This is a genomic window from Apilactobacillus quenuiae, from assembly GCF_002994005.1.
Classification (GTDB): domain Bacteria; phylum Bacillota; class Bacilli; order Lactobacillales; family Lactobacillaceae; genus Apilactobacillus; species Apilactobacillus quenuiae.
The window spans coordinates 245,209-270,492 of sequence record NZ_POSN01000001.1 but is presented as its reverse complement, the minus strand read 5'-3'; the positions used below and the strand labels follow the sequence as shown (position 1 = coordinate 270,492).

19 protein-coding genes are annotated in these 25,284 nt (G+C 30.1%); 18 read left to right on the top strand and 1 reads right to left on the bottom strand.

Going from position 1 to position 25,284, the window contains the following annotated elements:
- Window positions 1-109: 109 nt before the first annotated feature.
- The 17 genes from truB to C7N44_RS01290 all read left to right on the top strand — a co-directional run bounded on the left by truB (window position 110) and on the right by C7N44_RS01290 (window position 22,771).
- Window positions 110-1,024: a tRNA pseudouridine(55) synthase TruB gene (truB, locus tag C7N44_RS01370; protein ID WP_105956128.1), complete on the top strand. Its 915-nt coding sequence runs from the start codon at window positions 110-112 to the stop codon at window positions 1,022-1,024.
- A gap of 15 nt (window positions 1,025-1,039) precedes the next feature.
- Entirely contained in the window at window positions 1,040-1,984 is a 945-nt protein-coding gene (gene ribF / locus C7N44_RS01365) for a riboflavin biosynthesis protein RibF (RefSeq protein ID WP_105956127.1), read from the top strand.
- 103 nt (window positions 1,985-2,087) lie between these two features.
- On the top strand, window positions 2,088-3,131 hold the full coding sequence (hrcA, locus tag C7N44_RS01360) for a heat-inducible transcriptional repressor HrcA (protein ID WP_105956126.1): 1,044 nt from the start codon (window positions 2,088-2,090) through the stop codon (window positions 3,129-3,131).
- Window positions 3,132-3,146: 15 nt separating this feature from the next.
- Entirely contained in the window at window positions 3,147-3,716 is a 570-nt protein-coding gene (gene grpE / locus C7N44_RS01355) for a nucleotide exchange factor GrpE (protein WP_105956125.1), read from the top strand.
- Between the two features lie 24 nt (window positions 3,717-3,740).
- On the top strand, window positions 3,741-5,615 hold the full coding sequence (dnaK, locus tag C7N44_RS01350) for a molecular chaperone DnaK (protein WP_105956124.1): 1,875 nt from the start codon (window positions 3,741-3,743) through the stop codon (window positions 5,613-5,615).
- 89 nt (window positions 5,616-5,704) lie between these two features.
- The gene (dnaJ, locus tag C7N44_RS01345) at window positions 5,705-6,871 is read left to right on the top strand and encodes a molecular chaperone DnaJ (protein WP_105956123.1); all 1,167 of its coding nucleotides are present in this window, start codon (window positions 5,705-5,707) and stop codon (window positions 6,869-6,871) included.
- Window positions 6,872-6,981: 110 nt separating this feature from the next.
- Window positions 6,982-8,820 (top strand): translation elongation factor 4, encoded by a 1,839-nt coding sequence (lepA, locus tag C7N44_RS01340; RefSeq protein WP_105956122.1) that lies wholly within the window; start codon window positions 6,982-6,984, stop codon window positions 8,818-8,820.
- Window positions 8,821-9,000: 180 nt separating this feature from the next.
- Window positions 9,001-10,254: a solute carrier family 23 protein gene (locus C7N44_RS01335; RefSeq protein ID WP_105956121.1), complete on the top strand. Its 1,254-nt coding sequence runs from the start codon at window positions 9,001-9,003 to the stop codon at window positions 10,252-10,254.
- 142 nt (window positions 10,255-10,396) lie between these two features.
- Window positions 10,397-15,430: a bifunctional glycosyltransferase/CDP-glycerol:glycerophosphate glycerophosphotransferase gene (locus C7N44_RS01330; protein WP_105956120.1), complete on the top strand. Its 5,034-nt coding sequence runs from the start codon at window positions 10,397-10,399 to the stop codon at window positions 15,428-15,430.
- 356 nt (window positions 15,431-15,786) lie between these two features.
- On the top strand, window positions 15,787-16,539 hold the full coding sequence (locus C7N44_RS01325; protein WP_105956119.1) for a fructose permease: 753 nt from the start codon (window positions 15,787-15,789) through the stop codon (window positions 16,537-16,539).
- A gap of 148 nt (window positions 16,540-16,687) precedes the next feature.
- The gene (locus tag C7N44_RS01320) at window positions 16,688-17,026 is read left to right on the top strand and encodes a hypothetical protein (RefSeq protein WP_105956118.1); all 339 of its coding nucleotides are present in this window, start codon (window positions 16,688-16,690) and stop codon (window positions 17,024-17,026) included.
- Window positions 17,027-17,065: 39 nt separating this feature from the next.
- Entirely contained in the window at window positions 17,066-17,692 is a 627-nt protein-coding gene (locus tag C7N44_RS01315; protein WP_225362919.1) for a DNA-3-methyladenine glycosylase, read from the top strand.
- Between the two features lie 12 nt (window positions 17,693-17,704).
- On the top strand, window positions 17,705-18,586 hold the full coding sequence (prmA, locus tag C7N44_RS01310; protein WP_105956117.1) for a 50S ribosomal protein L11 methyltransferase: 882 nt from the start codon (window positions 17,705-17,707) through the stop codon (window positions 18,584-18,586).
- A gap of 6 nt (window positions 18,587-18,592) precedes the next feature.
- A complete protein-coding gene (locus tag C7N44_RS01305; protein ID WP_105956116.1) occupies window positions 18,593-19,333 on the top strand; it encodes a 16S rRNA (uracil(1498)-N(3))-methyltransferase in 741 nt (246 codons plus the stop codon).
- 54 nt (window positions 19,334-19,387) lie between these two features.
- Window positions 19,388-21,619: a RelA/SpoT family protein gene (locus C7N44_RS01300; protein ID WP_105956115.1), complete on the top strand. Its 2,232-nt coding sequence runs from the start codon at window positions 19,388-19,390 to the stop codon at window positions 21,617-21,619.
- Window positions 21,620-21,634: 15 nt separating this feature from the next.
- Window positions 21,635-22,081: a D-aminoacyl-tRNA deacylase gene (gene dtd / locus C7N44_RS01295; RefSeq protein ID WP_105956114.1), complete on the top strand. Its 447-nt coding sequence runs from the start codon at window positions 21,635-21,637 to the stop codon at window positions 22,079-22,081.
- Between the two features lie 51 nt (window positions 22,082-22,132).
- Window positions 22,133-22,771, top strand: coding sequence for an HAD-IA family hydrolase (locus C7N44_RS01290; protein WP_105956113.1), 639 nt, complete (start codon window positions 22,133-22,135; stop codon window positions 22,769-22,771).
- Here the strand turns inward: C7N44_RS01290 and C7N44_RS01285 are convergent.
- The gene (locus tag C7N44_RS01285) at window positions 22,764-23,615 is read right to left on the bottom strand and encodes a fructosamine kinase family protein (protein WP_105956112.1); all 852 of its coding nucleotides are present in this window, start codon (window positions 23,613-23,615) and stop codon (window positions 22,764-22,766) included. The two genes, C7N44_RS01290 and C7N44_RS01285, sit on opposite strands and share 8 nt — an antisense overlap.
- Before the next feature lie 370 nt (window positions 23,616-23,985).
- On the opposite strand from C7N44_RS01285, the gene hisS reads away from it, so the two are divergent.
- On the top strand, window positions 23,986-25,275 hold the full coding sequence (gene hisS / locus C7N44_RS01280) for a histidine--tRNA ligase (RefSeq protein WP_105956111.1): 1,290 nt from the start codon (window positions 23,986-23,988) through the stop codon (window positions 25,273-25,275).
- Window positions 25,276-25,284 lie beyond the last annotated feature (9 nt).

Below are 25,284 nucleotides of genomic sequence, written 5' to 3'. Positions count from 1 at the left end.
AACAAAAAAAGGCAGATTATATCTGCCTTTTTTTGTTTTATCATAAATTTATGAGTATGACTTCATTATGATATAATTTCAATTAATGATTGTATTTAGGAGAATAAATATGTTAAATGGAATTATTCCTTTGTTTAAAGAAAAAGGTATGACAAGCTTTGATTGTGTTAGGAAAATGCGTGGTATATTAAAAACTAAAAAAATAGGTCATAGTGGGACTCTAGATCCTAATGTTGATGGTGTTTTACCAATATGCGTTGGTAAGGGTACTAAAGTCGTTGATTATTTAATGGCATCTGGAAAAGTTTATCGAGGAAGTATTACCATAGGCTTTTCAACAACAACTGAAGATTTAGATGGTGATGTTATTGAGCGTAAATCCTTGAAAAAAGAGTTATCAAATGAAAAAATAAATAAATTACTTAATAGTTTTGTATCTGATGATTTAGTTCAGATTCCACCAATGTATTCTGCTATTAAAGTAAATGGTAAAAGATTGTATGAATATGCTAGAAATAATGAAACAGTAAAAAGACCAGAACATCATGTTCAAATTAATTATTTTAAACAAATTAAAAATAGCTTTTATGACAGTGAAAAACAAGAACAAACAATTTACTTTGAAGTTGGCTGTGGTAAAGGAACATATGTTAGAACTTTAGCAGTTGATTTTGGTAAAAAAATAGGAATGCCTGCTGTAATGTCTAGTTTAACTAGGGTTAAAAGTGGGAACTTTACAATTGATCAAACGTTTAAGTTGTCAGATGTTGAAAATGCAATGCATAAGAATAACATTGATAGTGTTATATATTCTATCGATCATGCTTTGTCGAAATATAAACATATTGAGATGTCAGATTCGCAGTGGAAGCTAGTTCAAAATGGTGTATGGTTGCGTCCAGATGAATTAAATATTAACGATGAAAAATGTGTTCTTACTTATAAAAAAGAAATAAAAGCTTTATATTATTTTAGTAAAAACAAGCAAGCATTTAAGCCAGAAAAAATGTTTAGTAATAAATAGAGGGGATACTTTATAATGGAAATTATTAAAATTCATCATCCAATAGACAAGGACTTTAGCATTGATAATAAATGTGTGCTTGCTATGGGATATTTTGATGGTGTTCATTTAGGTCATCAAAAGGTTATTGAAACAGCAAAGAAGATCGCTCAAAGTAAAAACTTAGATTTAGCAATTCTTACCTATGACCACAAACCTTCAGTTGTTTATAAACAGATCAGTAGTCATGAAAGAAGAAGTATAACTATTAATGACTATAAAATGAAGTTATTTAAAAATATGGGTGTCAAAAAGGTCTTTTTGGTAAATTATAGTTTTGATTTTCAAAATCAATCCCCAATGGAATTTGTCAATAACTATTTAGTACGATTTAATGTAGATACTGTTGTGGCAGGTGTTGATCATACTTATGGCTCTAAAAATGCTGATATGAAAAATATGATTGGATACTCCGATGGTCGTTTTGAGGTGTGTGCAGTTGATTTAAGTAATTTTGATGATAAGAAAATTAGTTCTACTTCTATCAGAAATAACCTCGATCAAGGAGACATACAAACTGTAAATAATCTTTTAGGACGGCCGTTCAAAACTTTTGGTTTAGTCGTTCATGGATTAGCTAGGGGGAGAGAACTAGGATATCCAACAGCAAATATTGAACATAGTGAGTTACAATGGTTACCAAGTATTGGCATTTATGTAGTGGAAATTACTATTGGTGACAAAACCTATAAAGGAATGGCCTCAATCGGCCGAAATGTTACTTTTGGTGATAAGAATCCAATTACAGTTGAAATTAATATTTTAGATTTTGATCATAATATCTATGGCGAAAATGTTTCTATAGACTGGTTATATCGTATCCGTGGTGAAGTGAAATTTGATGGCATTGATAACTTAATTAATCAACTATCAATGGATGAAAAATTTACTAGGGAATTTTTTAATAAAAAACGAGGGTAGTTTTCTTGACTTATATATTATGCTTTGTTAAATTATATATTGTAGTTAGCACTTAGTGATTAAGAGTGCTAAAAGTGCTAACTATTAAAGGAGTGATTGATATATGCTCAGCGAAAGGCAAAAAACCGTTTTAGAAGTAATCGTTAGTGATTATACAAAATCTGGTGTACCTGTCGGTTCCAAAGCATTATCGAATCAACTACCCATACATGTCAGTTCAGCTACCGTAAGAAATGATATGGCTTATCTTGAAAAAATTGGTTTAATTTCCAAAACCCATTCTTCTTCTGGAAGAGTTCCTTCGATTGAGGGATATCGATATTATGTAGATAATCTTCTTAATCCTAATCCTATTGATAATAGTGATATTAGAATTATTAAAACTGCATTGGGTGGTAATTTTGGAAAGATAGATGAAATTGTTGAGCAATCTGCTAATATTTTATCGAACTTAACAAATTATACTGCTTTAGCTTTAAAGCCTGAGCAGCAAGTAAGCCGTAGATTAAGAAGCTTTCATTTGGTTCCTCTTGGTGATAGACAAGTAATGGCAATTTTAATTACTGACAGTCAAGATGTTATTAATCAAATTTTTCATATTTCTGATGATATTCATGGTGAACAACTAGATGCTATTGTTAGATTAATCAACGATAAAATGGTTGGTAAATCCTTATCAGATATTTTAAAATCATTGTTAAAAGGTGATTTTACTAAAGAAATTGTTAAGTATATCAACGATCCAAAAGGAATCTTAGGTACACTCAACAATATATTAACTGAAGCTTCTAAAAATCAATTCTATATCGGCGGTGAATTGAATTTATTAAGTTTTACTGATAATAATGATATCAGTTATCTAAAACCAATATACTCATTATTGAATGATACTGATGATATTTCTCAATTTATAAATAATTCTGGGAAATCAATTTCAGTGAAAATAGGTCCTGAAATCAGTAATAATTTATTAAAAGATTATAGTGTTATTACAGGAACTTATGATGTTGGTGAATATGGTAAGGGAGTAGTTGCTGTATTAGGACCTACGAGAATGCCATATTCAAGAATTATTGGAATAGTAGAAAGTTTCCGAGACGAATTGTCAAAGAAATTATTAAACTATTATAATAAATATGATCAGTAAAGGGAGGTTATTCACTTGTCAAATAAAGACGAAAAAAAAGACTTAAAGCAATCTGATCCTAAAAAAGATGTATCTAAAAAGGAAGCTAAGGCTGCCAAGAAAGATGCAAAAAAGGATAAAAAAGATGCTGCTCAAGTTAAGATAGAAAAGCTTGAACAAAAAGTGGATGAAGTTTCTGATCAATATTTGAGAGCAGAAGCCGAAATGCAAAATATGCAAACTCGTTTCAAACGTGAACGTGCTGATATTTATAAATATGATGGTCAAAAATTGGCCACAAGTATTTTGCCAGTAGTTGATAACTTAGAACGTGCTTTAAGTACTGAAGTTACTGATGATGCTGGGAAACAACTTAAACAAGGTGTTGAATTAGTGCTTAGTCATATGAATAAGGCTTTGTCTGAAAATGGCATTGAAGAAATTAATGCTGAAGGTCAAAAATTTGATCCAACACTTTGCCAAGCTGTTCAAACTGTTGATGCAGATGATAATCATCCTGCAGATACAGTTGTAGAAGTTTTACAAAAGGGCTACAAACTAGCTGATCGAGTAATTAGACCTAGCATGGTTGTAGTTGCACAATAATAAATAAAAAGGGGAAAGATAATTATGGCAAGTAATAAGATTATCGGAATTGATTTAGGAACAACTAACTCAGCCGTTGCTGTTCTTGAAGGTAAAGAACCAAAAATCATTACAAATCCAGAAGGATCACGTACTACACCATCTGTAGTTGCATTTAAAGATGGCGAAACACAAATTGGTGAAGTTGCAAAGCGTCAAATGATCACCAACCCTAACACCATTTCATCAATTAAGAGTCATATGGGTGAAGAAGGTTACACTGTTGATGTTGATGGTAAGAAATATACACCTCAACAAATTTCAGCAATGATTTTACAATACATTAAAGGCTTTGCTGAAGATTACTTAGGTGATACTGTTAGCGAAGCAGTTATTACTGTTCCTGCTTACTTTAATGATGCTCAAAGACAAGCTACTAAAGATGCTGGTAAGATTGCTGGTTTAGATGTAAAACGTATTATTAACGAACCAACTGCTGCTTCATTAGCTTATGGTCTAGATAAACAAGACAAAGATGAAAAAGTTCTTGTTTATGACCTTGGTGGTGGTACTTTTGATGTTTCCGTTCTTGAATTAGGTGACGGTGTATTCCAAGTTCTATCTACTAATGGTGATACTCACTTAGGTGGGGATGACTTCGATAAGAAGATTATGGATTACCTAGTTACACAATTTAAAGATGAAAATGGTGTAGACTTATCAAATGATAAGATGGCATTACAACGTTTGAAGGATGCTGCTGAAAAAGCTAAGAAAGACTTATCAGGTGTTTCTGAAACCGAAATTAGCTTACCATTCATTGCTTCAGGCGAAAATGGTCCATTACATCTACAAACTAAGTTAAGTAGATCTAAATTTAATGAATTAACTTCTGATTTAGTTGATAAGACTAAGAAACCATTTGATGAAGCTCTTAAGGATGCTGGCTTAAGCACATCAGATATTGATGAAGTTATTTTAAATGGTGGTTCAACTCGTATTCCAGCTGTACAAGAAGCTGTTAAGAGCTGGACTGGTAAAGAACCAAACCATTCAATTAACCCTGATGAAGCTGTTGCTTTAGGTGCTGCTGTCCAAGGTGGTGTCTTAACTGGTGATGTTAAGGATGTTGTATTATTAGATGTTACCCCATTATCATTAGGTATTGAAACTATGGGTGGAGTATTTACTAAGCTAATTGATAGAAATACTACAATTCCAACTTCAAAATCACAAGTATTCTCAACTGCTGCTGATAATCAACCAGCTGTTGATATTCACGTACTACAAGGTGAACGTCCAATGGCAGCTGATAATAAGACATTGGGTAATTTCCAATTAACCGATATTCCTGCTGCTCCTCGTGGTGTTCCTCAAATCGAAGTTAAATTTGATATTGATAAGAATGGTATTGTTAATGTTTCTGCTAAGGATAAGGGTACTGGTAAGGAACAAAAGATTACCATTAAAGATTCCAATGGTCTATCAGATGATGAAATTAATAAGATGATGGATGAAGCTAAGAAAAATGAAGAAGCCGATAACAAACGTAAGGAAGAAGTAGATCTAAAGAACGAAGTAGATCAATTAATCTTCCAAACTGACAAGACTTTGAAAGAAGTTGACGGTAAGGTTTCTGAAGATGAAATTAAGAAAGCTAAAGATGCTGAAGATGCATTGAAGAAGGCTAAGGAAGATAATAACTTAGATGATATGAAGGCTAAGAAAGATGAATTGAGTAAACAAGTTCAAGAATTAGCTACTAAGTTATATCAACAACAAGCTGCTGATCAACAAGGCCAAGCTAAAGATGGTCAAGCTGATAGTAAAGACTCATCAAAAGAAAATGGCAACGATGGTGACACTGTAAACGGTGATTTCCACGAAGTTCACAATGATGATGACAAAAACAATAAGTAATCAATGATTACTAAATGAAAAGTCAAAGTCTGACTCGTTGGGCTTTGGCTTTTTATTGAATATATATAATAATTTTATGGGGGATAAAAATGGCTGAAAAAGATTATTACGGTCTTCTTGGAATATCCAAAGATGCAAGTCAAGATGACATTAAACATGCTTATCGTAAAATGTCAAAAAAATATCATCCCGATATTAATAAAGCTCCAGGTGCTGAAAAAAAGTTTAAAGAGATTAATGAAGCTTATGAAGTTTTAAGTGATCCTCAAAAACGTCAAAACTATGATCAATTTGGTTCAGCTGATGGTCCTACCGGCGGTGGCTTTGGCGGCGCTGGTGGTTCTGGCGGTGGCTTTGGTGGCTTCGGTGGCTTTGGTGGCACCGGCGGCGGTGGCTTTGATGATATCTTTAGTCAATTCTTTGGCGGTGGTGGTCAAAGAGCACGTCGTGATCCAAATGCGCCAAAACCTGGTCGTGATTTGCAATATCAAATGACAATTAAATTTGAGGATGCTATTTTTGGTAAGAAAACCACCATTAAATATAATCGTCAAGCACAATGTAGTACTTGTAAGGGATCGGGTGCTAAACCAGGTACTCATCCCGAAACATGTCATAATTGTAGTGGAAGTGGTTATGTAACTTCTGTTCAAAATACACCATTAGGTAGAATGCAAACTCAACATCCTTGTCCTGTATGTAATGGAACTGGTAAGGAGATTAAGGAAAAATGTCCTACTTGTGGTGGTTCTGGTCATAAACAAGAAAGCCATGAAGTAGAAGTAAATATTCCTGCTGGTGTTGACGATGGACAACAAATGAGATTACAAAATCAAGGTGAAGCTGGTACTAATGGAGGTCCTTATGGTGACTTATTCATTATTTTCCAAGTAAAACCAAGCAAAGATTTTGAACGTAATGGATATAATCTATACTATAATCAACCTATATCATTTGTTCAAGCTACTTTAGGTAGTGAAATTGATGTTAAGACCGTTTATGGTGATGTTAAATTAAACATTCCTGCTGGAACTCAATCTGGAACAACCTTTAGACTAAGAGGTAAAGGTGTTCAAAGATTAAATAGTAGCAGTAAGGGTGATCAATTAGTTCATGTTAAAATTGATACACCTAAGAGTTTGAACCGTGATCAAAAACAAGCTTTACGAGCTTTTGCTGAAGCTAGTGGCGAAAAAGGTTATAAAAATGGTGGCTTCTTTGAAAAAATGAAGGATGCCATTAATGGTAAAAAATAATAAAAAGAGTTGATGCTAACTATGGTATCAACTCTTTTTTAATTTGTGCATTATGTTACTGGTTGTTATAATTAAATATAATAATTAATCAGTTGAAAGTAGGAATAAAAATGGATATCAAAAAAATGAAGGAGCACCAAAAATATATTCGTAATTTTTCGATTGTGGCACATATTGATCATGGTAAATCAACATTAGCCGACCGTATTTTGGAAATGACAGATACTGTTGCTAAGCGTGATATGCAAAACCAATTGCTTGATAACATGGATCTTGAAAGAGAACGTGGAATTACAATCAAATTAAATGCCGTTGAACTAAAATATCATTCCAAAGATGGTCATGATTATGAATTTCATCTAATTGACACACCTGGACATGTGGACTTTTCATATGAAGTGTCTAGAAGTTTAGCCGCTTGCGAAGGTGCTATTTTGGTTGTAGATGCAGCACAAGGGGTTGAAGCACAGACATTAGCTAATGTTTATTTAGCAATTGATGATGATTTAGAAATTGTCCCAGTAATAAATAAGATTGATTTGCCATCTGCACAACCAGATATGGTAAAAAAAGAAGTAGAAGATGTTATTGGATTAGATGCAGATGATGCAGTTTTAGCAAGTGCTAAAAAAGGTATTGGAATCGAAGAATTATTAGAAAAAATTGTGCATGAAGTTCCTGCTCCTCAAGGAAATGTTGAAGATCCGCTTAAAGCCTTAGTTTTCGACTCGGTTTATGATGATTATCGTGGGGTTGTATTAAGTGTTCGTTTATATGATGGCACGGTTGAACCTGGCGATAAAATTCGTTTAATGAATAGCGGAAGTGAATATGAAGTTACTGAAGTAGGTGTTAATTCACCTCATCCAGTAAAGAGAGACTATCTTATGTCTGGTGATGTAGGATATATCACTGCAAGTATCAAGGATATTACTCAAACTAGAGTTGGTGATACAATAACAAAAGTTGATAATCCTGCTGAAAAAGCTCTACCTGGATATCGTGAAATGGAACCTATGGTTTATTCTGGATTATATCCAACTGATAATGCTAAATTTGGTGACTTAAGAGAAGCACTTGAAAAACTTAAGTTAAATGATGCAGCCTTGGAATTTGAACCGGAATCATCACAAGCTCTAGGATTTGGTTTTCGTTGTGGCTTCTTGGGATTATTGCATATGGATGTTGTTCAAGAACGTTTGGAACGTGAATTTAATCTTGACTTAATCACGACAGCACCATCTGTTACTTATCATATAGAAACTACTGATGATGAGTTAAAAGATGTTGAAAATCCTTCTGAAATGCCTGATGCATCTGAAATTAAAAGTGTTGAAGAACCATTTGTTAAAGCAACTGTAATGGTTCCCAATGACTATGTAGGTCCAGTTATGGAACTCTGTCAGGATCGTAGAGGACAATTTGATACTATGGAATATATTGATGACTATCGAGTAAATGTTGTTTATTATATTCCATTGTCTGAAATTATTTTTGACTTCTTTGATAAATTGAAATCTGCAACTAGAGGTTATGCTTCATTAGACTATGAAATTTCCGATTATAAGCCATCCGATTTAGTGAAAATTGATATTCTATTAAATGGTGAAAAAGTAGATGCACTTAGCTTTATTTCCCATCGTTCTTTTGCTGCAAGTCGTGGAAGAGTGATTGTAACTAAGTTAAAAGATATTATTCCTAGACAAAACTTTGAAATTCCTGTACAAGCTGCTATTGGAGCAAAAGTAATTGCTAGAACTAATATTAAAGCATATAGAAAAGACGTTACTGCTCATCTATATGGTGGTGATCGTACTAGAAGGATGAAGCTGTTAGAAAAGCAAAAGGCAGGTAAGAAACGTATGAAGTCTGTTGGTAAAGTTGAAATTCCTCAAGCAGCATTTATGGCAGTTTTGCAAACTGATGAAGAAGAAAAAGGTAGTAAATAATTTGACGCTTAGTCAAAAATTATATATGATTATGTTTAATAAAGAGTCTTTAACTTAGTCCCGTGAGGCTAGTAAGATACGGCGAATCTTAATTAAGTCTACTTACCCAAACACGGATAAGTAGACTTTTTTTACTAAGTTAAAACTACTCTTAATTTTTAATTAAGGTGGTATTTTTAAATGAAAAATAAAAACGTTGTTTTAGATGTTAATGAGAAACCAGGTTTCTTTTTATGGTTAATGCTTTCAATGCAACATCTGTTTTCAATGTTTGGAAGTACGGTGATTGTTCCATTATTAGTAGGACTTAGTCCTAGTATTGCATTATTTGCATCTGGAGTGGGTACTTTATTGCATATTTTAATTACACAAAAGAAAATTCCTGCTTATATGGGATCTAGTTTTGCCTTTATCGTACCTATGAAATATTTAATGCAAACAACTGGATATCCTGGTATTGCTCAAGGAGTAATTGCAGTTGGATTAATTTATCTAGTCGTTGCGCTTATTATTTGTTTTTTTGGATTGGACTGGATTGATAAAATTTTACCAGCAGTGGTAGTGGGACCAATTGTAATTGTGATCGGATTATCTTTAGCTGGTAGTGCTGCAAATAATGCTATGATGAACAACGGTAAATATGACTTAAAATTTGTGTTTATTGCTCTAATTACATTGTTATTAGCAATATCCTTTAATATTTATTTAAAAGGATTTTTAGGTTTTATGCCGATTTTATTAGCGATTGTTTGTGGATATGTAATCTCCATTTTTATGGGTGAGGTTAATTTAAACACAATTTCTAATGCGCCTTGGTTTGCTTTACCTAAATTTGAGATACCATTTGTTTCGTATAATGTCCATTTAGAATGGGGGGCTATATTGGCGATTGCTCCAATTGCATTCGTTACCATTACTGAGCATTTAGGCCATATTATGGTTTTAAATGAATTAACAGGTCGTAATTATTTTAAAAATCCTGGATTAAGTCGTACTTTAAGTGGTGATGGTATGGCATCTATTTTTGCTGGATTAGTAGGAGGCCCAGCAGTAACTAGTTATGGTGAAAATATTGGTGTAATGGCTATTACCAAAATTCATAGTGTTTATGTATTAATTGGAGCTGCCATATTTGCAATTGTTTTCTCTTTTGTGAACAAATTAAATGTTATTATTATGCAAATGCCTTTACCGGTTATTGGTGGAATTAGCTTTTTACTGTTTGGTACAATCGCTTCAAGTGGAATTAAAATATTAATTGAGAATAATATTGATATGAATATTAAGCGTAATTTAATGATTATTTCATCAATACTAGTGATAGGTGTAGGTGGATTTATGTTGAAAATAGGAACCTTACCGCTTAACGGACTAGCAATTGCTACTTTGCTAGGAATCATTTTAAATTTAATTTTACCAAAAGAAAATAAATAATTTTGCTCTAAATATCGATTAAAAATGGTTATATTAATGATATAATTATAATGTATGTTTATATTTATAATTATACCCAATCATTTTAATGGGTATTTTTTATTTAAATAGTATATGAAAAAATTAAGGAGAGGTATTAAATATGAATAAACCATATTTATCTGTAATAGTAGCTTGCTACAACGTTCAAGATTACGTTGCTGCTTGTCTTAAATCTATTGCACAAACCGATTTTCCTAAAGAAAATATGGAAGTATTAATGATCGATGATGGATCAACTGATGATACATCATCTATTGTTGATCAATATGCAGAAAAATATGATTTCTTTAAGGCATTACATAAAGAAAATGGTGGAATTAGTTCTACTAGAAATTATGGAATAAATCATGCCAAAGGAGAATACATTGCATTTGTTGATGGGGATGACTTGGTTCCAGAAGACGGTTACTCTAAACTATCATATAATTCAAATCAAAATAATGCTGATGTAGTTGTTGGATTTGTTAAACGATTTGATAAAAACCGTTATAAAAATTCTTATTTACATTCTTTTGCCATTCATGATAATGCTGATAACACTAATATTTATGATAATCACGATTTATTATATGATACGACAGTTTGGAATAAATTATATCGTCGCAGTTTTTTGTTAAACAATGATATAAAATTTATTGAAGGAATTATCTATGAAGATATACCTTTTACTCTGAAAGTACATTTAAAGTCTAAAATTACTAATATAATTGAAGACGTTGTTTATAAATGGCGCTGGCGTGAAAGTAACGATTCAATTACTCAGAGTAGGAGTGCTTTATCTAACTTTCAAAGCCGACTAGATGCTTTAGATATGTGTCGAGATATGCTCGAAAAAGTGGGACAAGGTGAGAATAGTTCTTTATTTAAAGATTTTAAATATAAGGTTTTATTTCTAGACATTTTCATATTTATAGAAAATATTGGTGATAACGAAGAAAGTTATATTTATAAAGCACAAGAAATGGTTTATAAATTTTTACGTGATTGGAATTTATGGGATTCCAAGACTATGAATAACTTACCAGTTAAACATCAAGTTGTTTATTATGCATTAAGACATGGTGAGTTTAACATTCTTGATACTTATACTTACCGCCAATCTGTTGGTCATTTTAGGAAAAGTTTTCATGGATTATCTTATAAATATTATATGCCAGAAATATTTGACTATAGTGATGAAATATCTTCTGCAATTGAATTAGGTAATGATAACGCAAAAATTAACCAAAAAATGACTAATTATCAAATCAATGATGATGGCCAATTTATTGGTCGTGGATTTTTTATTATTAGAAATATGAAATTATCTAAACATCTACTTAGTTTAGGTAATGTTAATGAGTTGTTTTCAGCTAAATTAGTTAATATTGATAATGATAAAGAAATGAAAGTAAATATCAATAGACCTAAAACATCATTATCTCAGAGATTGTTAAATGCTCGTGGTAAATGGACTAATGCTAGATATCAATTTAATTTTGATATTAACGATGCTATTGAAAAATTAGGATTAGGAACATGGAAAATTTTAATAACTGACTTAATTGCTAACAAATATTTAGTAAGTCGTTATGTTGCAGACCCTAATAAAAAGACTAAGAATAAATTTATTCTTCCATATTTAAATGAAGATAAATATACAAAAATTAGTGCTCGCTTTAATAGTGTTAATGATTTTGTAATTAAATCAACCAGTTTATATCAAAAAGATATTAAAGAACCAATTGTTTCTAATGTTTTAAAATCTGGTAAAAATCTAGTTTTTGATATAACCAATACTGGTAATAAAAATATTAATGCTGAACTTGTTATGCCAGATGGTAAAAGTATTGTTGGTAAAGTGAATGAAGATAATATTGTTTTTGATAATGCTAGTTGGTATAACGGGATGTTAAATCAAACAGCTCTTTTAGTTATGAAGGATATTTTAACTAATAATCAAATAAATTATGTGTTTGATCAAAATCAATTAAATCATCAAATTAATACTGATAATAATATGAGTTATACTATATTTTACGGTAATAGGAATGGCATTGAAGTTATATATGAAAATACACCTTTTACCACTAATAGTGTTAATTTTGATGCATCTAATTTATTGAAATTATCAATTAATATTCCCGATTACCTTAAAAATAAGAATTTGAATATTAACAATAGCAAAATTGAAATGATTAGTACTGATAAGACAGTTAGAAAAGTTTTTGATAATAATAACAGTGACTTGGAATTAAATAGAAATTTATTATCTTTAGACATTCAAATGACCAATAAAGACAAAAATCAATTATATGTTTTATCAGGTAAATATATTTTTAAAATTTATTTATATATTAATAATGAAATTAAAGTCTTTAGGTTATTAACTGATGAATCACATTTAATTTCTAAAAGTAGTTTACCCTTTAATGGCAAAGATAAGATATATTATCAAATCCAAAACAGTAATAATAATGATTTAGAACTTAAAATCAATCAGCCATTTTCTAGTTTTATTGATTCTAAAAAAGTCTTTAGAGCTCTTTCATATTCGTTATTGTATCCTTTTATGCGTTTTCTACCGTTAAGAAAAATCATGGTGTTTGATTGTTATTGGTCTAGTAAATTTGATAGTAATGAAAGACTAATGTATGAGTACATGCAAAAAAATCATCCTGAAATTAAAACTGTTTGGTTTTTTAACAATACTCAAACTTATATTGATGGAGAAGCAAGTAAGGTTAAAGTAAACAGTTTTATGTACTGGTATTATCTAGCTGTTTCTAAATATATTATTCAAAATACCAATATGCCTAATCGATATGCTAAACGTAAAGGTCAAATTGAAGTAGAAACACTTCATGGAACTTTTTTGAAACATATGGGATTTGATGAACCTCATTTTAAATTTGCTTCGCATGGTGTCCAAAATCGTTTTGCTAAAAGAAATCGCCGTTGGGATTACATGGTAGTACCTTCTGATTATATGGGGGACATTGCTACTAAGGCTTTTGACTATAGTCAAAAACTAATCAAATCTGGTTTTCCTAGAAATGATGAATTATATATAAATAATAATGATTCATATATTAATGGGATTAAAAATAAATTGGGTATTCCATTAGATAAGAAAGTTATATTATATGCACCAACTTATCGAGAAGATGAGGGATTTGATTTTCAATTAAATCTTGATAAGATGCAAGCCAAACTTTCTGATAAATATGTATTATTAGTTAGACTTCATTATTTTGTAGCCCATTCAAACAGTTTCTATAGTAATCCGGGTTTTGTTTTTGATGTTAGCGATTATAATAATATCAATGATTTATATTTAATTAGTGATGCAATGATTACTGACTATTCATCAGTAATGTTTGATTATGCTCATTTAAAACGTCCAATGCTATTTTACGCTTATGATAAGGATTGGTATTTAGATGATGAAAATCGTGGTGTTTATTTAGATTATGATAAAGAAATTCCCGGACCAGTTGTAAAAAATGAAGATGATTTAATTAACCGTATTCAACATTTAGATGCGGTTTCAGATAATTATCATGATAAATTAATTGATTTTTATAATAAGTTTGCTCAATATGGACAAAATGGTGATGCTGCAAAAGAAGTAGTAGAAAAAGTATTATCAACTAAAAATAGTGATCTGGATCAAGTTCCAGAAAAGCGTTTGATTGCTAGAAAATTTGGTCATTTATTTAAAGTTAATTATTTACAAGCCTCTGTTCTTAATAAACTATCTAATATGCTTTCTAAAAAGAATATTATTATTTTTGAAAGTTTCTTTGGTACTCAATATTCAGACAATCCTAAAGCAATTTATGAATACATGAAGAATAATCATCCTGAATATAAAATGTATTGGAACGTAAATAGAGAATATGTTGATTACTTTAAGAAAAATAATATTCCTTATGTTATTAGATTCAGTTATAGTGGTATATTTAAGCAAGCTAGGGCAAAGTATTTTGTTACTAACGTTAGACGACCATTTAGATGGAAGCCTGGTAAAGGTACCAAATTAATTCAGACTTGGCATGGAACTCCATTAAAGACACTAGCTGCTGATGTTAATTTGGTTACTATGCCAGGAATTAATGCTGCTAGATATCATAAAGATGTATTTAAAGATGATCGTCGTTGGGATAAAATGATTGCTCCTAATATGTATTCTGCTAATATTATGCGAAGAGCATTTAGAATGAATGCTAATCAAATGATGTTAGATGGATATCCTAGAAATGATGTTTTAATTAATTCTTCATGGAAGGATATTGCTTCAATTAAGGAATCTTTAAATATATCTGCTGATAAGAAAGTAATCTTGTATGCACCAACTTGGCGTGATAATGAATACGTTAAAGCTAACGAATTTACTGCAAAGCTTCACTTAGACTTAGAAAAAATTAAAGAACATTTTGGTAAAAATGTAATTGTTTTAGTTAGAACTCATTATTTAATCGCTAATAATTTAGATTTATCTGCTTATTCAGATATTGCTTTAAATGTTAGTTTATATCCAGATATTGCTGAATTATATCTGATTAGTGATGTTTTAATTACAGATTATTCATCAGTAATGTTTGATTATGCTGTTTTAAAACGTCCAATGATTTTCTTTACTTATGATTTAGATGATTATGCTAATGAAATTAGAGGATTCTACTTTGATTTTGTTAAAGATGCCCCAGGTAAAATAGTTAAAACTAATGATGGGGTTATAGATGAACTAAATCGCATATTATCTGGGAATTGGACTATGAATGATAATTATAAAAAATTCATTGATAAATTTACTCCATGGATGGATGGTAAATCATCCAAACGTGCAGTTAATCAATTCTTAAATGAAAGTAACATGAATGAATACTTTGATGATAATATAGCTAAGTATAATTTAAAAAATGAAATGAAAATTCATGATGGATCTTCTTTATGGAGCTCTGAAAAAGATTTTACTAACCATGATGACGTAAGCTTTTCTCATAATTATAATAATAAAGGTGATACTATTAAAGTTTCTAAAGTTATGCAATTAATAGATCCTGATTTTAAAGAAAGAATTGGAATGAAATATGCTCTAGTACAACTTAGAGGAAACAAATTATGGGTTAATGTTGAAAATCTTTATTAAAAATAAAAGTCATTAAAGTATCTTGTTGATTGCTTTAATGACTTTTTTATTGATATATATTTCACTTGTTTAGCATAAATGTGTATTATAATTTATAAAATCGCTTACATTTTTTTAAAATTCCCTTTATTTTATTAATTAAATAGGTTATAATTTATTTTGTTATGAAGTTCACAATTAAAAAATACTTATTAATTGTTATATTATATTTGTAATTGCCGATTAATTAGCTATTTATATTATTTTTGTGCTTATATTTTTATTAAATAAAAAATATTTAAATGTAACTTATAGATTTGATAGATAAATAATTCACAATATAATGATTTGATTTTATAGATAGGAGTATTGATATTATGCAAAAGTCTGCAGATGCAAAAAAGTCAACAAAGACACCAAGAACAATTTCTTGGTCTAGTACGATTATGTACTTTGTTATTTCATTAGTTATTAATGCAATGGGAAATGTTTTAACATTAATTACAAGTGTTAAAATTCATCCTTCATTTTTAGGATCAGCTTATTGGACAGCTGCTGAAAATAACTTAGGTTTTGCAGTTTTAGGAAATGGGCAATGGGTTTTATTTTGGGCATTCTTTGGACTAGGAATGTTGATTGCCGTTTTTAATGCAATTTTAGTTGGACATTGGAGTTGGAGTAGAATTATTGGTAATGCTGCTTTCTTGGGACCATTTTCATTACTAATTAATTACTTTAATGGTTTAGTTACTCAATGGTTACCAGAAGCACACAGTATTTGGATGATTTTATTGTATGTTTTCTTAAACTTCTTTGGTGTTGCATTAATTGCAATTGCAATTTCTATTTATCAACGAGTAAATATTGCTCTACATCCGGCTGATGATTTAATGCAAATTCTTAGATTTAAATATTGTGGTGGTAATGCTGCTAAAGCAATGTGGTTCTCATATATTCCACCTACAATAATGGCAATTATTGCTATTATTATTACTCATCAATTCACTAACTTTGGTTTAGGAACTGTATTTGCTTTCTTCTTCCAAGGTGGAATTACAGGTATTGCTGATGCATTTGTATTTAGAAGCTTGAAACATCAAGCTATTGATGTTGGATCAACAAAAGAATAATTATTAAAAAGCCTTGTTTAATTTTTAATAACAAGACTTTTTTATTAATTTGGTGGACAATTTAAATAACTTAATATAAAATTTATATTAAGTATATTATTTGTCATGGATATTTTATTTAATGTTTTTTAGTTGGGAGGTGTGATAGATGTTAAATAGAACAAAAAAGTTTTTAAGAGATAATGGATATTATTATAAAAAAACATATATCAGACCACTACTTACACCCGATAATGTTTATGTCTTTAGATTTGGTAAGAAACGATTAAACAATCGATTAATTATTAGATATGGTCATCGTTGGACTGGCAGACAAAAAATTAATGAGATTGATTTAAGGCTTCATAAACAAAAGCATCCTCGAATTTTTAAAGATGAAAATTCTTTGCTTATATATTTAGAGGGACACTTAAAGCAACATGAGGAAAAGTTAAAACAAATAAAGGAACAAAAAAGAAAAGAAGCTAAAAATAGTGCGTCCGATTAGTTGGATGCACTATTTTTTTATTTGATAGGAGTATTATTTTTGGATATTATTAAATATTTATCAAATGATTCTACCGAAAATATTGCTAAAAAGTTACTAGGAAATATAATAACCTTAAAAGACAATTTTGGTAATGTTTTTAGTGGATATATAGTTGAAGATGAAGCTTATTTAGGAATCTCTGATAAGGCTTGTCATTCTTATAATGGTTATCATTCGATTAAAAATAATTCTATGTATTTAAAAGCAGGAACTATTTATATTTATACGATGTTTGGGTATAATCTTTTGAACATTATTACTCAATCTGAAGGGATTCCAGAAGGAGTATTGATTAGAGCAGTTCAACCGATTAAAATAACAGATAATATGATTAATAATAGAGCTAAAGATAGTTATGAAATTACTAATGGCCCTGGTAAGTTAACGCAAGCTTTTAATATTAAAATGAATTTAAATGGCCAAATGTTAAATAAGTGTTCTTTATCTTTAGAAATCTATAATAGGGAGATACCAAAATATATTAATTCTTCTCCTCGAATTGGCATTAAAAATAAAGGAATATGGACCAATAAAAGGTTACGTTTTTATGTATCTAATAATCCCTATGTGTCAAAAATGAAAACTAGTAATTTTAATTTAAAAACATATGGTTGGAAAAAATAAGGAGAATTTCAAATGCAATGGACAAAGCTTTCAGTATTAACAAATAATGAGTCACAAGATGCAGTAATAAACATTTTAATGGATTTTGGTTCGTTAGGAGTAGAAATTGGAGAAAAGAATAATGAAGTAATAATTACTTCTTATTTTCCCAAAAATTTTAATATTAACGAGCAAACCCCTTTAATTCAAAAAAAAGTTGAAAAACTAACTGAATACGGATTGAATCCAGGTACAGGTAAGGTTATTTCTAAAGATTTAAGTGATAATAATTGGAGTAAAGAGTGGGAAAAGTATTATCATGCAAGTAGAATTACAAAATATCTTACAATTTCTCCGGTATGGGAAAAATATAAAAAGTCTTTTGAACAAGAAATGGTTATTAAATTAAATCCTAAAAAAGCATTTGGAACGGGGATTCATCCAACTACTAAGTTATGTATGCAAGCTATGGAAATTTATTTAAGAGAAAATCAGTCTGTATTAGATGTTGGAACTGGTTCTGGAGTTTTAAGTATTGTTGCAAAGTTATTGGGAGCTGATTCTGTTAAGGCTTACGATTACGATGATGATGCCATTGATTCTGCAAAAATAAATATTGATCTTAATGGTTATAAAAATGAGATTTCTGTATCTAAAAATAGTTTGCTAAATGGAATAAAAGAAAAAAGTGATGTTATTTTGGCAAATATGCTACCTGAAGCAGTTTTACCTTTAATTCCACAAGCCAAAGATACACTATACACAGGTGGAACGATTATTATCTCTGGTATTATTAAGGAAAAATTAAATATTACTTTAGAAACTCTTCAGTCTAATGGATTTGTTTTGGATGAAGTAATGACTTTAGGTGATTGGCGTGGAATTGTTGCCCATTTAAAAAAGAAAGGTGAATAATTAAAGATGCAACATTATTTTATTGATAATAGTTTAAAATTAAATGAAACTTTTTTAATGTCTGATGATATTTCACACCATTTTATATCAGTACTAAGAGCTAACAATGGTGATAAATTTGAAATTGTTGATGATAATCATCACCTTTTTATTGCAGAAGTTATCGATAAGGATTTAAATAAAGCAAAAATAATAGAACAGAAAAATAGTTCAGTTGAATTGCCTGTTGATGTAACAATCATTTGTGGGCTACCAAAAAAAGACAAATCTGAATGGATTGTTCAAAAAGCAACTGAACTAGGTGTTAATCATATTATTTTTTTACAAACGGCTTGGTCAATTGCTCGATGGAAAAACAATAAGGTTTTAAAAAAAATTAATCGATTAAATAAAATCTCTAAAAGTGCAGCAGAACAATCACATCGTAATCAAATACCAGATGTTAAGTATATAGATTCTATAAATGATTTGGATGATACGTCCTATGATCAAAAATTGATTGCTTATGAAGAATCTGCTAAGCAAGGTGAACATGCTGACTTGATTAATTCTTTTAAAAATACTAATCCATCAGATAAAGTAGCTGCATTTTTTGGCCCTGAGGGTGGTATTGCTCCTGATGAAGTATCTAAACTAAAGGAGAATGGTTACCAGACCTGTGGTTTAGGACCTCGAATTTTGAGGACTGAAACAGCACCTTTGTATTTCCTTTCATCTATATCAGTGTGGTTTGATTTGTTAAATTAAATTTTAAATAATTATGATAAAATTTATAAAAATGATTAAAAAGAAGTGATTAGAATGTCTAAGCATAAAGTATGGTCTGCTAAAGACTTATTTAATGAAGTTAATAAATATATGAACAAAGATCATGTTGACATTATTAAAAAAGCATACAACTATGCTTATGATTGTCATGAAGGTCAATTTAGGCAATCAGGGGAGCCATATATTATTCATCCAATTCAAGTTGCTAGTATTTTGGCTGAATTAAGAATGGATCCAGAAACGATTAGTGCAGGATTGTTACATGATGTGGTTGAAGATACTAGTGCTACTTTAGATGATATTGGTAAATTGTTTGGTACAAATATTGAAATTATTGTCGATGGTGTGACTAAATTAGGCAAAATTAAATATAAATCTAATCAAGAACAATTAGCTGAAAATCATCGAAAACTTTTATTAGCTATGTGTACAGATATTCGTGTTATGATCGTTAAGTTAGCTGATCGTTTGCACAATATGAGAACTTTAAGACATTTAAAATCCGAAAAACAAAGACGTATTTCTAATGAAACGCTTGAAATATATGCTCCATTAGCTGATAGATTGGGTATTGGAACTATTAAATGGGAACTTGAAGATATATCACTTCGTTACTTGAATCCACAACAATATTATAAAATAGTTCATTTAATGAACTCCAAACGTAATGAACGTGTTGCATATGTGAATGAAGCTGTTAGAGAAGTAAAAAAACAAGTTAGTGATATGAACTTGCCCAATGTTGAAGTTTATGGGCGTCCTAAACATTTGTATTCCATTTATCGTAAAATGGTGATTAAACATAAAAAATTTGGTCAAATTTACGATTTATTGGCTGTTAGATGTATAGTTGATTCGATTAAGGATTGCTATGCCGTATTAGGTGCTATTCATACTAAATGGTCACCGATGCCTGGTCGTTTTAAAGATTATATTGCAATGCCTAAAGCTAATATGTATCAATCGCTTCATACTACTGTTTTTGGACCAGGTGGTAAACCGTTAGAAGTACAAATTAGAACTAAGAAAATGCATCAAATTGCTGAATATGGGGTTGCGGCTCATTGGGCTTATAAAGAAGGGATGACCGATGAAGTTCAATCTTCCTCTGATAATAATCGTTTAAACTGGTTTAAACGTATTATTGAAATTCAAGAAGATACTGATAATGCATCTGAATTTATGGATGGTGTTAAAGGTGAATTATTTGGTGACCATGTTTATGCTTTCACGCCTCAAGGAGATGTTTTAGAGTTACCTAAGGGTGCAGGGCCTCTAGATATGGCTTATTTAATTCATACGGATATTGGAAATAAAACCACTGGAGCTAAAGTTAATGGAGTTATTGAGCCTTTAGATTATGAGATTAAAACTGGTGATATAGTTACTATTATGACATCTGCTAGTTCAACTGGACCCAGTCAAGATTGGGAAAACTTAGTTACTACTAGTCGGGCCAAGCATAAAATTAGGCAATTTTTTAAACATAAAAATCGCGAAAAAAATATTATTGCAGGTAAAGAACTGTTAAATCAAGCTATAAAAGATAATGGATATAACATTAACGATGTTCTAACAAAGACCAATATGGATAGGTTATTGAATAAAACTTATTATAAAAATGTTGATGATATGTATGCCGAATTAGGATTTGGCAATAAGCAACCAAATGGATTAGTTAATATTCTAACTTTACAAATTCGTGATGATGCTGAGAAAAAGCGTCAAGAGCAGGAACAAAAAGACATTTTAGAAAATCATCAAACTATTGAAAAAAGTAATGATCATCCCAATAATAAAAATAGTAAATTAAATAAACCGTCTGATGGAGTTGTTATTAAAGATGTTGATAACTTATTAATCCGTTTAAGTCATTGTTGTGCGCCTGTTCCTGGAGATAAAATTGTTGGATATATAACCAAAGGAAGAGGTGTTTCGGTACATCGTGCTAATTGTCCTAATGTTATAGAGGATGATGATCGATTAGTAAACGTTAACTGGGATATTCCTGATGATTCTCATACATTATTTAATGCATATGTTCAAGTTGAGGGTTACAACAGAAATAGTATGCTTAATGATGTGATTAAGAATATTAGTGCAGTATGTAAGCAGATTAATTCAGTAGAAGGCAAGGTTGATCACGATAAAACTGTGACTATTTCTTTGAAAATAAGTGTTAAAAACTTATCACAATTGGAAATGGTTATGAATCATGTTAAGAATGTTCATGATGTTTATTTTGTTAAAAGACCATTTAAATAAAAAGGAGTTTTAGTGTTGAAAGTTGTTTTGCAAAGGGTAAATAATGCGAGTGTTTCCATTGATAATCATTTATTTAATAAAATAAATAATGGATACTTATTATTAGTCGGTGTTAAGAATAGCGATTCTTTAGATGATATTGACTATTTAGTACGTAAAATTACTAATCTAAGAATTTTTGAAGATAATGATGGAAAAACAAATTTAAGCTTATCATCTGTAAACGGTGAAATACTATCTATTTCTCAATTTACTTTATACGCTAATACCAAACATGGAAATCGTCCATCTTTTATTGATGCTGGAGAACCAAGATTTGCATCTAAAATGTATGATTTGTTCAATCAAAAGTTATCAGATGCTGGTAATCAAGTTAAAACTGGTCAATTTGGTGCTGACATGCAAATAGATTTGCAAAATGATGGTCCATTTACACTTGTTTTTGATACTGAAAATAAATAATACAAAAAGGGAGCTATTTTGCTCCCTTTTTATGATAGGAGATCTTTAATTATGCAAAAAAATGTTTTTTGGGATTTTGATGGAACTTTATTTAATACTTATCCAATTATGGTTGATAGCTTTGCGGATTCACTAGAAGAAATGAGCATTGATGAAGTGGAAATTGATAAGTATGATATTTTATTAACAATGCGCCAACATTCTTTAGGAACAGCGCTACAAAAATTTGCTGCTGAATTTAGTATCAATAAAGATGATTTATCCAATATTTATCATAGTTTTGAAAAAGAAGATATTATATATGCCAAGCCATTTTTGAATGTTGAAAAAGTTTTAAAGAAAATTACTGAGAATGGAGGAAAAAACTATTTATTAACTCATCGAGATAAATCTTCTTTAAAGTTATTACAAGATTTTAATTTAAGAAATTTATTTGCGGATGTTGTTACAAAAAATCAGGCCTTCAAGAGAAAGCCTGATCCAGAATCCTTAAACTATTTAATTAAAAAGCATAATATTATTCGCTCTGATTCTATAATGATTGGTGATCGTAAGTTAGATATTGATGCTGCGCACAATGCATCAATTGAGGGATGTCTTTTTGATAACAATAATTTAATTGAATCAAAAGGCAATCCTGAAATACAAATTAATAATTATTATGATTTTTTGCAAGAATATTTTAAATAAATTTGTCTAAAATATTATCAACTGCAAAGCCATAAGTTTCTCCAAATAGATTTAAATGAGCCATTAAGTAATAAAATTGATAATATATCAATCTTTGTTTCCAACCTTGTTCCAGTGGATATTCCTCGTTATATCCTTGATAGAATTGTTCATTAAATCCACCAAAAACAGTAGTTATACCAATATCCATTTCACGATCGCCGTAAAATACATCGGGATCAATTAGTAAAGGTAATCCTTTTTCGTTAAACATAAAATTACCTGACCATAAATCACCATGTAATAAAGAAGGAGTTATGTTTCTTTTATTAAAGTTTGAAATGAAATTATTTTTTAATTGTTCATATCCTTTTTGTCTAAATTTATTCCATAGACCATTTTTTTGAGCCATATTTACTAATGGATTTAATCTTTGATTTATATAAAAGTCAGTCCAACTATTATTCCACTGATTATTTTTTGGTATTTTACCAAGGTCAAAGTTTTTATCTAAGCCGAATTTTGAGTTATGAATTTCATGGACTTTTGCAACCATTTTACCTAAATCATATTGGTTTCCATTGACTTTAACATTAATCCAATCTTGGATTAAAAATCCGTCATTATCTATTTGTCCATACTGTATTATATTTGGAACTCTAGCCGCTTTAGATAGAAGATGAATTCCTTGTGCTTCATGTTCAAAGAACTTTTTACCTCTATTAGGTTGTACTTTCATAAAATATTTATTATTATCTGCTAATAATAAATATGAATCATTAATGTCGCCACCACTTACTGGAGTTAATTTTTCAATTTTATTAAAAGGTAGTTGAGACAACCATTTATTATCTAATTTTTTCATAATTATTACCCCCAATACTTACATTATAGTAAATAAATTTATAAATGCTTACAAGTAAGCCTTGACTTTTCAGTATAATTACATTAATCTAAAAATTGAATAGAATAGTTCGCTGATGAAAAAGAAAAGTACGGAATTTTTCTGAAAAAAGAGAGCGTCAATGTGGTGAAATGACGACTGTTAAAATTCCAGAAATGACACTTTGGAGGCTAATGGTCTTTTTATTAATAGATCATTCGTTTTATACGTTACATAATAGTCAAAGTAAAGGTGGTACCGTGCTTTTTTGCGCCCTTGTCTATATTTTATAATATTAGACAAGGGCTTTTTTATTCGACCTGTTTTTAATTTTAAATTGGAGGTATTGCTAATGAGATATCAACGTCCAAAAGGAACTGCAGATATTTTGCCTGGAGAATCAGAAAAATGGCAATATATTGAAGAAACCGCTAGAATGATATTTTCTGATTACCGTTATCAAGAAATTAGAACCCCAATGTTTGAAAACTTTGATGTATTTTCAAGAACATCAGGAGAAACTTCAGATATTGTAACTAAAGAAATGTATGATTTTTATGATAAAGGTGATCGTCACGTTACATTAAGACCAGAAGGAACTGCTGGAGTAGTTCGTTCATTTGTCGAAAACAAACTTTATGGTCCTGATACGCAAAAGCCTGTGAAAGTTTTTTATATGGGACCAATGTTTAGATATGAAAGACCACAATCTGGTCGTTTAAGAGAATTTCATCAAATTGGAGTTGAAGCTTTTGGTAGTGAAGCTCCTGAATTAGATGTAGAAATTATTGCAATGGCAATGGATTTATTACAACACTATGGAATTCATGATTTACGATTAGCCATTAACACTTTAGGCGATAAGGAAACTAGAGAAAACTATCGCAAAGCACTTATAGACTATTTAACACCTCATTTTGATAGTTTAAGTGAAGATTCTAAGGAAAGACTTAATAAAAATCCATTACGTGTTTTAGATAGTAAAGATCCTGCAGATCAAGTTTTTGTTGATAATGCTCCTTCAATTTTGGATTATTTATCAGAAAATGCTAAAAAACATTTTAATAAAGTTACTACTTTATTGAATGAACTGGGAATTAAATATAGCATTGATCATACTATTGTTCGTGGATTAGATTACTATAATCACACTATTTTTGAAATTATGGCTAATTCAAAAGCTTTAGGTGAAGGCTATACTACAATCTGTGCTGGTGGACGCTATGATGGTTTAGTTGAAGAACTAGGCGGTCCGGAAATGCCAGGAGTAGGATTTGGTTTAGGAGTTGAACGATTATTACTTCTTATGGAATCTGAAAAAGTAGAATTTCCAGCATTTAATCCTCTGGATGCTTACGTTGTAGGTATTGGGGATAAAGCCAACCTAGAAACTCTAAAGGTTGTTCAATCATTGAGAATGAACGGCTTTGCTGCAGATCGTGACTATTTAAGTCGTAAACCTAAAGCTCAATTTAAGAGTGCTAATAAACTTAATGCTAACTTTACATTAACTATTGGCGATCAAGAAATTGAAAATGGCACAGTTCATGTTAAACATATGGAAACTGGAAAAGAAGTTACTTTTAAATTAGAAGATGTAAAAAATAATTTTGGAAAGTTAATCGAAGAAAACTTCGAATAACAAGGGGAG

Bases quoted from the DNA above. Each gene is read 5' to 3' on its own strand.
- truB (WP_105956128.1), top strand. From the start codon at position 110: ATGTTAAATGGAATTATTCCTTTGTTTAAAGAAAAAGGTATGACAAGC.
- ribF (WP_105956127.1), top strand. From the start codon at position 1,040: ATGGAAATTATTAAAATTCATCATCCAATAGACAAGGACTTTAGCATT.
- hrcA (WP_105956126.1), top strand. From the start codon at position 2,088: ATGCTCAGCGAAAGGCAAAAAACCGTTTTAGAAGTAATCGTTAGTGAT.
- dnaK (WP_105956124.1), top strand. From the start codon at position 3,741: ATGGCAAGTAATAAGATTATCGGAATTGATTTAGGAACAACTAACTCA.
- dnaJ (WP_105956123.1), top strand. From the start codon at position 5,705: ATGGCTGAAAAAGATTATTACGGTCTTCTTGGAATATCCAAAGATGCA.
- lepA (WP_105956122.1), top strand. From the start codon at position 6,982: ATGGATATCAAAAAAATGAAGGAGCACCAAAAATATATTCGTAATTTT.
- C7N44_RS01335 (WP_105956121.1), top strand. From the start codon at position 9,001: ATGAAAAATAAAAACGTTGTTTTAGATGTTAATGAGAAACCAGGTTTC.
- C7N44_RS01330 (WP_105956120.1), top strand. From the start codon at position 10,397: ATGAATAAACCATATTTATCTGTAATAGTAGCTTGCTACAACGTTCAA.
- C7N44_RS01325 (WP_105956119.1), top strand. From the start codon at position 15,787: ATGCAAAAGTCTGCAGATGCAAAAAAGTCAACAAAGACACCAAGAACA.
- C7N44_RS01320 (WP_105956118.1), top strand. From the start codon at position 16,688: ATGTTAAATAGAACAAAAAAGTTTTTAAGAGATAATGGATATTATTAT.
- prmA (WP_105956117.1), top strand. From the start codon at position 17,705: ATGCAATGGACAAAGCTTTCAGTATTAACAAATAATGAGTCACAAGAT.
- C7N44_RS01305 (WP_105956116.1), top strand. From the start codon at position 18,593: ATGCAACATTATTTTATTGATAATAGTTTAAAATTAAATGAAACTTTT.
- C7N44_RS01300 (WP_105956115.1), top strand. From the start codon at position 19,388: ATGTCTAAGCATAAAGTATGGTCTGCTAAAGACTTATTTAATGAAGTT.
- C7N44_RS01290 (WP_105956113.1), top strand. From the start codon at position 22,133: ATGCAAAAAAATGTTTTTTGGGATTTTGATGGAACTTTATTTAATACT.
- C7N44_RS01285 (WP_105956112.1), bottom strand. From the start codon at position 23,615: ATGAAAAAATTAGATAATAAATGGTTGTCTCAACTACCTTTTAATAAA.
- hisS (WP_105956111.1), top strand. From the start codon at position 23,986: ATGAGATATCAACGTCCAAAAGGAACTGCAGATATTTTGCCTGGAGAA.